This window comes from Streptomyces hazeniae (assembly GCF_031845485.1).
GTDB lineage: Bacteria > Actinomycetota > Actinomycetes > Streptomycetales > Streptomycetaceae > Streptomyces > Streptomyces hazeniae.
In genome coordinates this window covers 1-12,018 of sequence record NZ_JAVREQ010000017.1, presented here as the reverse complement: position 1 = coordinate 12,018, position 12,018 = coordinate 1, and the positions used below count along the sequence as shown (strand labels likewise).

Annotated in this window: 8 protein-coding genes; 3 read left to right on the top strand and 5 right to left on the bottom strand. The window is 72.4% G+C overall.

Features of this window, described 5'->3' with window-relative positions:
• Window positions 1–388: 388 nt before the first annotated feature.
• From RM572_RS18515 to glgX, 3 genes are all read right to left on the bottom strand, one after another.
• On the bottom strand, window positions 389–2,224 hold the full coding sequence (locus tag RM572_RS18515; protein WP_311674567.1) for an ABC transporter ATP-binding protein: 1,836 nt from the start codon (window positions 2,222–2,224) through the stop codon (window positions 389–391).
• A gap of 53 nt (window positions 2,225–2,277) precedes the next feature.
• Entirely contained in the window at window positions 2,278–4,275 is a 1,998-nt protein-coding gene (locus RM572_RS18510) for an ABC transporter ATP-binding protein (protein ID WP_311674471.1), read from the bottom strand.
• A gap of 74 nt (window positions 4,276–4,349) precedes the next feature.
• Complete coding sequence (gene glgX / locus RM572_RS18505) at window positions 4,350–6,563, bottom strand: glycogen debranching protein GlgX (RefSeq protein ID WP_394813641.1); 2,214 nt, start codon at window positions 6,561–6,563, stop codon at window positions 4,350–4,352.
• 303 nt (window positions 6,564–6,866) lie between these two features.
• On the opposite strand from glgX, the gene RM572_RS18500 reads away from it, so the two are divergent.
• The 3 genes from RM572_RS18500 (at window position 6,867) to RM572_RS18490 (ending at window position 9,788) form a co-directional block, all read left to right on the top strand.
• The gene (locus RM572_RS18500; protein ID WP_394813640.1) at window positions 6,867–8,138 is read left to right on the top strand and encodes a L,D-transpeptidase; all 1,272 of its coding nucleotides are present in this window, start codon (window positions 6,867–6,869) and stop codon (window positions 8,136–8,138) included.
• Window positions 8,139–8,238: 100 nt separating this feature from the next.
• On the top strand, window positions 8,239–9,006 hold the full coding sequence (locus RM572_RS18495; protein ID WP_027765952.1) for an enoyl-CoA hydratase/isomerase family protein: 768 nt from the start codon (window positions 8,239–8,241) through the stop codon (window positions 9,004–9,006).
• A 275-nt stretch (window positions 9,007–9,281) separates the two neighbouring features.
• Entirely contained in the window at window positions 9,282–9,788 is a 507-nt protein-coding gene (locus tag RM572_RS18490; protein WP_394813639.1) for an ATP-binding protein, read from the top strand.
• Window positions 9,789–9,806: 18 nt separating this feature from the next.
• Here RM572_RS18490 and RM572_RS18485 read toward each other — a convergent pair whose 3' ends face one another.
• Complete coding sequence (locus RM572_RS18485; protein WP_311674469.1) at window positions 9,807–10,559, bottom strand: VWA domain-containing protein; 753 nt, start codon at window positions 10,557–10,559, stop codon at window positions 9,807–9,809.
• Window positions 10,560–10,723: 164 nt separating this feature from the next.
• Complete coding sequence (locus tag RM572_RS18480; protein WP_311674468.1) at window positions 10,724–11,743, bottom strand: DoxX family protein; 1,020 nt, start codon at window positions 11,741–11,743, stop codon at window positions 10,724–10,726.
• Between the last annotated feature and the right edge of the window lie 275 nt (window positions 11,744–12,018).

Sequence of the window (12,018 nt, the reverse complement as noted above, 5' to 3'; positions counted from 1 at the left end):
GGAGTGCGGAGCCGACCGGAGTCAGAGTGGCACCGTCGCCGCGCCTTGTCAGGGGCGCGACAACAACATGGCCGAAAATCCGACCGTTCCGTGCAACTCGCTGTTCAGTTGTCGGACTCGGCGTGCCGTGTCCGGTGAACCACGGGAACCCTGCCACGTGGACGCGTTCATGTCACCAAGGCATCGGGAGGGTGACGCGCGTCAATCCGAAAACTTGACCGTTTGCTGACCCGGCACGTCCGCATTCCGGGCATGTGGCGGTCACGTACGGGCCGCTCCGGGGCAATCCACGCGATCGACCCGGAGCGGCCCCTACGAGGCGAATCGCCGCACGGCGCCCGCGCTCGTACGGCCCGCGCGGTACGGGCGGGTACGGGCGGGTACGGGCTCAGGCCAGGCTGTCCCGCCAGGCCCGGTGCAGGCGGGCGTACCGGCCGTCGCGGGCGGTGAGTTCCGACGGCGGGCCGTCCTCGACGATGCGCCCGTCCTCCATCACCAGCACCCGGTCCGCCACGTCCACCGTGGACAGCCGGTGCGCGATCACCACGGCCGTACGGCCCTTGAGCACCGTCGTCATCGCCTCCTGCACCGCGCGCTCGCCCGGGATGTCCAGCGACGAGGTCGCCTCGTCCAGGATCAGCACGCCCGGGTCGGCCAGCAGCGCCCGCGCGAACGACACCAGTTGCCGCTGACCCGCCGAGATCCGGCCGCCGCGTTTGCGTACGTCCGTGTCGTAGCCCTCGGGGAGGGCGGCGATGAAGTCGTGCGCGCCGATGGCCCTCGCCGCCTCCTCGATCTGGTCGCGGGAGGCGTCCGGGCGGCCGATCGCGATGTTCTCCGCGACCGTTCCGGAGAAGAGGAACGCCTCCTGGGTCACCATCACCACACCGCTGCGCAGCGTCCGGGTGTCCAGATCCCGCAGGTCGGCGCCGTCCAGCAGCACCCGGCCCTCGGTCGGGTCGTAGAACCGGGCCAGCAGCTTCGCCAGCGTCGACTTGCCCGCACCGGTGGCGCCGACCACGGCGACCGTCTGCCCGGCCGGGACCGTGAGAGCGAACTGCGGCAGCACCTCCCCGCCGGTGCGGTAGGCGAACCGGACGCCGTCGAAGACCACCTCGCGGCCCGGCGTGTCCCCGGTGCGGTCCGGCAGCGGGCGCGGCGCCTCCGGCTCCGGCACGGACGGCTGCTGCGCCAGCAGGCCGGCGACCTTCTCCAGCGACGCGCTCGCCGACTGGAAGGAGTTGAGGAACATGCCGAGCCGGTCGATCGGGTCGTACAGGCGACGCAGGTAGAGCGCCGCCGCGGCCAGCACGCCGAGCTCCAGCCCGCCGTCCGCCACCCGGTACGCCCCCCACAGCACGATCGCCGCCACCGCGAAGTTCGCGGTGAGACGGGAGCCCACGACATACCGCGCCATCTCCAGGATGGCGTCCCCGTTGACCTTCAGGTGGCGGTCGTTGAGCGTGCGGAAGGCCGCGTCGTTCGGCTTCTCGCGGCGGAAGGACTGCACCGGGCGGATGCCGTTCATCGTCTCCGCGAACTTCACGATCACCGCGGCGATCGCGGTGGAACGCGTCCGGTAGATGCGCCGCGACCTGTTCTGGAACGAGCGCACGAGCAGCGAGAGCGGCACGAACGACGCGAGCGCGCAGGCGCCCAGCCCCCAGTCGAGGTAGAGCAGCATGGCCAGGATGTAGCCCACCGACACCACGACGGTCAGCAGCTCCTGGAGCCCTTCGTCCAGCAGCTCGCGCAGCGCCTCCACGTCCGTGGTGGCGCGGGAGATGAGCCGGCCGGAGGTGTAGCGGTCGTGGAAGTCCACGCTGAGCGCCTGGGCGTGCCGGTAGATGCGGCCGCGCAGTTCGAGCAGCACCCGCTGGTTCACGTGGGCGGCGGTGGTGACGAAGGCGTACTGGAGCCCGCCTGCGGCCAGCGCGCACACCAGGTATCCGAGGGCGACGGCGATCAGCGGACCGTAGTCGGCGGCGTCCCGGATCGCCGGGACGGCCGCGTCGATCGCGTACGCCACCAGCAGCGGGCCCGCCTGCACCGCCGCCTGCTGGAGCAGCAGCAGGACGGCCGCCAGCGCGACGCGGGGCCGGTGCGGGAGCAGCAGGGAACGCAGCAGCGTCCGCGGCGCGTCGCGCGGGGCCGGCAGCACGTCCTGCGAGAAGGGGTCCTGGTCGGGTCCCGGCGGAGTGGTGGGGAGGGCCTCGCCCGTCACCGACCCCGCCGCGGGGTCCGTGGCCGGTGTGGCGCCGCTGTCGACGGTCGTCGTCACGCCTTCAGGCTCCCTTCGGTGCCGGACGCGACGTCTGCGGCCGTGTCCGGATCTGTGCCGTCCCCGTCCCCGTCCGCGTCGCGCCGGTCGTCGCCGGACATCAGTGCCGCGTACTCGGGGTGCGTGTGCAGCAGTTCGTGGTGGGTGCCGACGGCGGTGACGCGCCCGCCGGACAGCAGCGCGACCCGGTCGGCGAGCAGCACGGTGGACGGCCGGTGCGCCACGACCAGGGCGGTGGTCGTGGCCAGCACCTCCCGCAGCGCCGCCTCCACGGCGGCCTCCGTGTGCACGTCGAGGGCCGACAGCGGGTCGTCCAGCACGAGGAAACGCGGGGAGCCGACCACGGCGCGGGCCAGGGCGAGGCGCTGGCGCTGGCCGCCCGACAGGGACAGCCCCTGTTCGCCCACCTCGGTGTCGACGCCGTGGGGCAGCGCGGCGACGAAGCCGTCGGCCTGCGCGATGCGCAGCGCCCGGTGCAGGGCGTTCTCGTCCGCCTTCGCGGCGTCGTCCGTGCGGGTGCCGCTGCCGTCGGTGCCCATCAGGACGTTCTCCCGCACGGTGGCGGAGAAGAGGGTCGGGTCCTCGAAGGCCACGGCGACGAGGGCGCGGAGGTCCGCGCGGGGGAGGGTGGTGACATCCACGCCGTCGAGGGTGATGCGGCCCTCGGTCGCCTCGTGCAGACGGGGGACGAGCGCGGTCAGCGTCGTCTTGCCGCTGCCGGTCGCGCCGACGAGGGCCATCGTCTCGCCGGGCGGGACGTGGAGGTCGACACCGTCGAGGGTCGGCTGCGCACCGGGCGGTGCGTCCGGGTACCGGAAGGTCACGCCCTCGAACCGCATGCCGGAGCCGGGGTCGTCCGTGATCCTGTCGCCCGTCGCAGTCCGGTCGCCGGCCGTGCCCGCGTCCTCGGGGACGCGGGCGTCGAGGACCTCGAAGACGCGGTCCGTCGCCGTGGCCGACTCGTTGCTCATCGCCAGCAGGAACCCGAGCGACTCCACCGGCCACCGCAGCGCCAGCGCCGTCGACAGGAACGCCACCAGCGTGCCCGCCGACAGGTCGCCTTCGGCGACCTGGATCGTGCCGAGCACCAGCGCCGCACCGAGCGCCAGCTCGGGCAGCGTCATGATGAACGCCCAGATCCCGGCGAGCAGCCGGGCCTTGTGGATCTCGGTGCCGAGCAGCCGCCCGGACAGCGCGCGGAAGGCCCGTGCCTGGCTCTTGTGGCGGCCGAAGCCCTTGATGATGCGGATGCCGAGCACGGCCTCCTCGACGACCGTGGTGAGGTCGCCGATCTGGTCCTGCGCGCGCCGCGCCACGATGAAGTAGCGCGCCTCGAAGAAGGAGCACAGCACCCCGAGCGGCACCAGCGGCGCGAGCACGACCAGACCGAGCACCCAGTCCTGCACGAACATGATCACGCAGCCGACCAGGATGGTGGTGCCGTTGACCACCAGGAACGTCAGCGGGAAGGCGAGGAACATGCGCAGCAGTTGCAGGTCGGTGGTCGCCCGCGACAGCAGCTGCCCGCTGGGCCAGCGGTCGTGGAAGGCCACGGGGAGCCGTTGCAGGTGGGCGTACAGGTCGGCGCGCATGGCCGCCTCGACGCTCGCCAGCGGCCGCGCCACCAGCCAGCGCCGCAGCCCGAACAACGCGGCCTCGGCGATGCCGACGCCGAGCAGCAGCGCGCCGCCGAGCCACACGCCCCGCGTGTCGCGGGCCGCCACCGGACCGTCCACGATCCACTTCAGGACCAGCGGGATGACCAGCCCCATGCAGGACGCGACGATCGCGATGAACGCGGCCGTGAAGAAACGGGCCCGCACCGGCTTGAGGTACGGCCACAGCCGCAGCAGCGACCGCACCGCGGATCTGCCGTCGCCGCCGTCGGCCCGCTGCCCTTCCGGGGGCGGCCCGTCGCCACCGCGGGCGGCGGGCGTGTCGGCGGAGCGGTCGTCGGTGGGGTCGTCGGTGGCGGCGAGGTCGGTGGCAGTCATCAGGAGCGAGCGTACGGTTCGCCACTGACACCGCACACTCGCTTTTTTGGCCCCTCCCGCCTCCGTCCGCGGACCTACGACCGGACGTCCCGCGCCTGCTGGGGCCGGGCGCGCAGCAGCTGCACCGAGCGGGGCGGCAGGGGCAGCTTGTCACCCGGACGGAGCAGTGTGCCCGGCGGCTCGGCCTGGTCCTCGCGCGCGGTGTCCACCAGGAGTTCGTACACCGCGCCCCAGGGCGGGCCGGGCAGCCGGAACGCTCCGGTCGCGGTGCCGGCGTGCAGCAGCCACAGGAACGAGTCGTCGGACACCGGGCGGCCCTTGGCATCGCGCTGCGGCAGATCCCGCCCGTGCAGGTACATCCCCAGGGTGGCGCTCGGCGCGAACCAGTCGGCCTCGGTCATCTCCTCGCCGTACCCGGTGAACCACGTGAGGTCCCGCACCCCCTCCGGGCCGTGCGGCCGGCCGGAGAAGAACGCCTTGCGCCGCAGCACGGGGTGGTCGCGGCGCAGCCGCAGCAGCCGCGCGGTCAGCTCGTACAGCGCCCGCCACCCCGGATCGTCGAGCAGGCTCCAGTCGGTCCAGGAGGTCTCGTCGTCCTGGCAGTAGGCGTTGTTGTTGCCGCCCTGCGTACGGCCCGCCTCGTCGCCGGCCGTCAGCATCGGCACGCCCGTGGAGAGCAGCAGTGTGGTGAGCAGGTTGCGGAGCTGCCGTCGCCGCAGCGCCAGGATCTCCGGGTCGTGGGTGTCGCCTTCGGCGCCGTGGTTGCAGGACCGGTTGTCGTCGGTGCCGTCCCGGTCGTCCTCGCCGTTGGCCTCGTTGTGCTTCCGGTCGTAGCTCACCAGGTCGCGGAGGGTGAAGCCGTCGTGGGCGGTGACGTAGTTGACCGAGGCGTAGGGCCGCCGCCCGCCCCAGGCGTACAGGTCGCTGGACCCGGACAGGCGGTGGCCGAGGTCCCGCACGTCGGGCAGCGCGCCCCGCCAGAAGTCGCGCACGGTGTCGCGGTAGCGGTCGTTCCACTCCGTCCACAGCGGCGGGAAGGCGCCCACCTGGTAGCCGCCCGCGCCCACGTCCCACGGTTCGGCGATCAGCTTCACGCGCCGGAGCACCGGGTCCTGGGCGATGACGGCCAGGAACGGCGAGAGCATGTCGACGTCGTGCAGGGAGCGGGCCAGCGCCGCCGCCAGGTCGAAGCGGAAGCCGTCCACGCCCATCTCCTGCACCCAGTAGCGCAGGCTGTCGGTGATCAGCCGCAGCGTGTGCGGCCGCACCACGTGCAGGGTGTTGCCGCAGCCGGTGTAGTCGGTGTAGCGGCGGGCGTCGTCGGCGAGGCGGTAGTAGGCGCGGTTGTCGATGCCGCGCAGCGACAGCGTGGGCCCGCGTTCGTCCGCTTCGGCGGTGTGGTTGTAGACGACGTCGAGGATCACCTCGATCCCGGCGCCGTGCAGCGCCTGCACCATCCGCTTGAACTCGCCGACCTGCTGGCCGCGGGTACCGGAGGCGGAGTAGGCGGCGTGCGGGGCGAACCAGCCGACGGAGTTGTAGCCCCAGTAGTTGCGCAGACCGCGCCGCAGCAGGTGGTCCTCGTGCGCGAACTGGTGCACCGGCAGCAGTTCGACGGCCGTCACGCCGAGCCCGGTGAGGTGGTCGAGCGCCGCCGGGTGCCCGAGTCCGGCGTAGGTGCCGCGCAGTTCCTCCGGCACACCGGGATGGCGTTTGGTGAAGCCCCGCACGTGCAGTTCGTAGAGCACCGTGTCGGCCCACGGGGTCTTGGGGCGGCGGTCGTCGGTCCAGCTGTCGCGGTCGTCGACGACGACGCCCTTCGGCACGTGCGGCGCGGAGTCGCGTTCGTCCCGCACGGTGTCGGCGAGGTCCTGCTGCGGCCAGTCGCGGACGTGGCCGTACACCTCGGGCGTCAGCACGAACTCGCCGTCCACCGCGCGGGCGTACGGGTCGAGCAGCAGCTTCGCCGGGTTCCAGCGCGCGCCGGTCCACGGGTCCCAGCGGCCGTGCACCCGGTAGCCGTAGCGCTGACCGGGCCGGACTCCGGGGACGAAGCCGTGCCAGATCTCGTGGGTCGGCTCGGCCAGCCGGTGCCGGGTCTCCCGTCCGTCGTCGTCGAAGAGGCACAGGTCGACGGCCTCGGCGCCACCCGCCCACAGTGCGAAGTTGGTGCCCGGGGTCCGGTCCGGCCCCAGGTGGTGGCGTGCGCCGAGCGGTTGCGGACTGCCCGGCCACACGGCCGGCGGGTCCGTCGGGTCGTTCGTCCGCGCGGGTGCCTGCGTCACCAGTGAGCCTCCGTTCCACGGTGCACACGGTGATCCTCACCCGCCGGGCCCTCCGGGGAGGGCCGGAACGGCTCCCGGTGACGCCGAACGGGTGACAGCCCGGCACGGAGCGCTCACCCTGCGCCGCAGCCGCGCACGTTTTCTCCCGGCATGCCCCTCACCGGCGGAAACCGCGACCGAACGGTGACACTGCAGGTGCACAACCCCCGCATGTGTGTGGTTGTCTGACCGGTCACACGCGCGTGGTGCGCTCCCGACGGCGCCACCTGGGGAGCGCGTTCGTGCGCGAGGGGAGAACAGGCCACAGTGGAACTCAAGGCCATACTTGACGGGGCGGAGACGCGGGCGGGCGGCCGGGCCCGCCTCATAGGGGGAGGGGCGGCGGGACTCGTCGTCCTCCTCGTCGTGATGCTGCTGGTGGTGTCGTCCTGCGGGGGCGGCAACAGCGCCGCCGACGAACGGACTCCGGAGAAGGCGAAGCCGAGCGGGCCGTCCGAGGCGGTCGTCACCATCGCTCCGGAGGACGGCGCCGACGACGTGGCGACCACGGGCGAACTGGCGGTGAGCGCCGAGAAGGGGAAGCTCACCGAGGTCGTGGTGCGCACCGCGGACGGCGAGAAGGTGCCCGGCGCGATCACCGCCGACGGCAGCGCGTGGAAGCCCGAGGGGCACCTGCGGACCAAGACGACCTACACCGTGAACGCGGTGGCCACCGACTCCGAGGGGCGGAAGGCCGCCGAGAACGCGAAGTTCTCCACCCTCGTTCCCGGTGACTCCTTCGTCGGCTTCTTCCAGCCGGAGGACGGCGACAAGGTCGGCGTCGGCATGCCGGTCTCGATCACCTTCAACCGGGCCATCGAGGACCTGGAGGCCGTGGAGAAGGCCATCTCCGTGACGGCGGAGCCCGAGGTGGACGTCGAGGGCCACTGGTTCGGCAACCAGCGCCTCGACTTCCGTCCCGAGGAGTACTGGGCGGCCGGCACCGAGGTCACGCTCGACCTCGACCTCGACGGTGTGGAGGGCGCGGACGGCGTCTACGGGTCGCAGAAGAAGTCGGTCACCTTCGAGATCGGCCGCTCGCAGGTCAGCGTGGTCGACGCGAAGAAGAAGACGATGACCGTCACCCGCGACGGGAAGGAGCTGCGTACGGTCCCGATCAGCGCCGGCGCCCCGGCCACGCCCACGTACAACGGCATCATGGTGATCAGCGAGAAGTACGTGGTCACCCGGATGAACGGCGCGACCGTCGGCTTCACCGACGACGACGGCGAGGGCGAGTACGACATCAAGGACGTGCCGCACGCGATGCGGCTGTCCACCTCCGGCACCTTCATCCACGGCAACTACTGGGCCTCGTCGGCCACGTTCGGCTCCACGAACACCAGCCACGGCTGCATCGGCCTGGACGACGTGCGCGGCGGCTGGGACGAGAAGGCGGCGGCCGCCTGGTTCTTCGAGAACTCCCTCATCGGCGACGTCGTGCAGGTGAAGAACTCCGCCGACCCGGAGACCATCGCCCCGGACAACGGCCTCAACGCCTGGAACATGTCCTGGGAGGAATGGACCGCCGAGCAGTAGCCCTCCGGGCCGCCCGGCCGACACGACCGGCCCCCCCACCCGGCGCCCTTCGCGCCGGGTGCGGGGGCCGAGGCGTGTGAACGAACGCTAACCTGCCCGTATGACTGTGACTCTCGAAGTGGCCGACGGCGTCGGCACTCTCCGCCTGGACCGCCCGCCGATGAACGCCCTGGACGTCGCCACCCAGGACCGGCTCCTCGAACTCGCCCACGAGGCGACCGCCCGTGAGGACGTCCGCGCGGTCGTGATCTACGGCGGCGAGAAGGTGTTCGCGGCCGGCGCGGACATCAAGGAGATGCAGCGCATGGACCACGCGGCGATGGTCGCCCGGTCCAAGGGCCTCCAGGACGCCTTCACGGCGGTGGCCCGCATCCCCAAGCCGGTCGTCGCCGCCGTCACCGGCTACGCGCTCGGTGGTGGGTGCGAGCTGGCGCTGTGCGCGGACATCCGCATCGCGGGCGAGAAGGCCAAGCTCGGTCAGCCGGAGATCCTGCTCGGCCTGATCCCGGGAGCCGGCGGCACGCAGCGCCTGTCCCGCCTGGTCGGTCCGGCCAAGGCGAAGGACCTCATCTTCACCGGACGCCAGGTCAAGGCGGACGAGGCGCTCACCCTCGGCCTGGTCGACCGGGTCGTGCCGGACGCCGAGGTGTACGAGGCGGCGCACGCGTGGGCCGCGAAGCTCGCCGCGGGCCCGGCCATGGCGCTGCGCGCGGCCAAGGAGTCGGTCGACGCGGGGCTGGAGACGGACATCGACACCGGCCTGACCATCGAACGCAACTGGTTCGCGGGCCTGTTCGCCACCGAGGACCGGGAGACCGGCATGCGCAGCTTCGTGGAGGACGGCCCGGGAAAGGCCAGGTTCCGCTGACTCGTCCGCGAGGCTCCCGAACGGCCGGGGGTGGCGTGGGGTGGCGCATGCCGTCCGCGCGTCACCCCTCCGCCGTTTCCGGGGGCGGGTGTCGCATGCCCCCGGACGGGTAGTGATCATGCCTGCGCGGAACGTAGTCGCTGGTCATCGACGTGATCAGGGCGGCCGGTCGCCCCAGGGCATATGCCAGATCCGGAGATCTCCGACCTGACTCCCAGGTCAGCAATATTCCGGAACAGCCACGAAGTGTGCTTGCACGCGCCATGATGGTCCGCATGGCCGGAGAGGGTGACGTGGCGAGCATGACCGGAGCAGCGACGGAGACGGGAGTCGTCCTGGGGGGCCTTGGCAGTCCGCCGACCCTCGGCGCCGTCGTGGAACTCGTGGGCGACCCGACGCGCGACGAGGTGCGACTGCCCAACCGCCCGGAGTCCGCGGCCACCGCGCGGCGCCTCGCCGAAGCCGTGCTGCGTCAGGGCTGGGCCGCCCCCGCCACCACCGCCGAGCACGCCGTGCTGCTGGTCTCCGAACTCGTCGGCAACGCCGTACGCCACACGGGCGCGAGCACCTTCGGCCTGCGTATGCACCGCCGGCGCGGCCGGCTGCGCATCGAGGTCCGCGACCCCTCGCGCGGCCTGCCCTGCCTGCTGCCCGTCACGGAGATGGACACCAGCGGACGGGGCCTGTGGCTCGTGGACCGCCTCGCCGACCGCTGGGGCGTGGACCTGCTGCCGCGCGGCAAGTCCACCTGGTTCGAGATGCGCCTGCCCGACCCCCGGTAGCGGGGCCGGGGGCGGCGCTCAGCGCAGTACGCCCGCGGCGCGGGCCGCGGCGAGCCACTGCGGGAACTCGTCGGTCAGCCCCTCGTACAGAGCGGCGTCCGACCAGCCGAGCGGATCGGCGCCCAGCGGCAGGAATCCGGCGTTGTCCACCACCCGCTTCGCCGGCACCGGAAGAGCGTCCAGCTTCCGCAGGAACCGGAACTCGTCCTCGCCGAACCCGACGAACTGCCAGAAGAGCGGCAGCGCCGCACTCTCGCACAGCACCCGCTCCGCCGCCGACTTCGACGTCGGGCCACCGTCCGTCTGGAACACCACGAACGCCGGGTCGCTCGCCCCGCTCGCCCGGTAGTGGTCCACCACGGCCTGCATCGCCAGGTGGTAGTTCGTCCGGCCCATGTGCCCCAACGCGTCGTGCTGCGCCCCGATCCGCCCGGCGTAGTCCGTCAGCGACACCTCGGCCACACCGTCCACCCCGGTGGAGAAGAACACCACCGGCACGCGGCCGTCGTCGTCGAAGTGCGCCGCGAGTCCGAGTGCCTGCTCGGCCAGCCGCTGTGCCGAACCGTCCCGGTAGTAGGGACGCATGGACCCCGACCGGTCCAGCACCAGGTACACCGCCGCCCGTACGCCGCTCAGCCGCCGCTTCTCCAGGCTGACGGCGGCCTGCTTGTACAGGCTCACGAGGCCCGGCGCGGCCTGCTGCATCTTCTCCAGGCTGACCGCGGCTCCTCCGCCGCCACCCTCCGGCCGCTTCACGTCGTCGCTCGCCATGGCGGTGCCCCCTCGTCCTCCGGGGCCGCTGCTCCCGGAGCCTGTGCCGTCGGTACCGCCGAGCCTAGACGCACACAGCGGTGGGGGCGGACGGTTCGCGGTGAACCGTCCGCCCCCGCCGCATCCGGCCTGCGGAAACGCGCGCGCCCGGGGAGTGCCCGGCCTCAGTGGGACAGGGCGCTGCGGGCGTAGCCGCGGGCCTGCTCGGCCCGGGCCTGCGTCGCGTGCTGTGCGGCACGTACGCGGTGCTCGGCGCGCTTGCCCAGGTCGGACGTGCGTGCGTGCTTGGCACCGTGCTGCGCCTTCTTGGCGAGGTCGGACTTCTTCGCCTGCTTGACGCCGTGCCGGGCCTTCTTGGCGAGGTCGGACTTCTTCGCCTGCTTGACGCCCTGCCGGGCCTTCTTGGCGAGTTCGTCCCGCTGCTTCTGGGCCTGCGCCACGCTGTGCTGGGCCTTCTTGAGCCCGTGCTTCCTGGACTTCCCCCAGGCCTTGCGGCCCTTCCGCATGCCGTCGTGCTGAGCCTCCAGCACGGCGTGCTGAGCGTCCAGAACCGCGTGCTGCACCTTCTGGAGACCACTCTTCTTCGACCGGCCGAAGAGCTTGCCCCTGGCGCCGCCCTTGCCCATGCTCTTCGCCAGCTTGGCGCCGCGCTTGGCGTTCTTCTTGTGATGCTTCAGGGCGTGCGCCGCGTACAGCTCGGCCGCGTGCCCGGCGGTGCCGATGCGCTTGCCGGCCGTGTGCGCGCTGTGCCGCGCCAGCCAGGCCGCGGACGGCTTGCCGTGCGTGTCGGCCGCGGCGAGCAGCAGTCCGCCCGCCAGCCCGCAGTTCTTCAGGAAGTGCACGAGCTGCTGCTCCCGGGCCTCCGGGTCCGACTCCTCCCAGAAGCGGTGGGTGGCCGCGGTGGTCGGGATCAGACTGCCCAGGAGGAAGAGCGCCGCCACGCGTGGCGCCTTGCCGAAGGCCAGCGCCGATCCTGCGGCGATCTTCACGGCGGCGTCGATCTTGACCAGCGTCTCGGCATCCGTGGGCACGTTGTCCGGGATCTGGTCCTCGTACCTGCCGACGGTCTGGTCCAGGAGCGGCTTCGCGGCCTGTGCGTGGGCCTCCACCGCACGCAGGGCACTGATCCCGCCGTACACGAAGGTCGCAGCCAACAAGGGACGGGCAACTCGACGAAGGATCATCTGATGAACACCTCTCTCGCTACGTCCTCACTCTGCCCGCGTACCCAATGAGCCGCACCTTGCACAACGCTGCGTACACGCGACCGGGTGAGCAGCGGTGACCGCCTGCGTCCGGGGGGTCCGTCAGCCGGTGCCGGTGCCGGTGCCGGTGGCGGCGTGGAGGGCTTCGCGCCAGGTGCCGCCGTTCTGGATGATGTGGGCGGGGCTGCCGGGGCGGGGTGGGGTGGGTTTGGCGAGGGAGACCTTCGGGGCCGTGGGCGGGGGTGTGGGTGTGG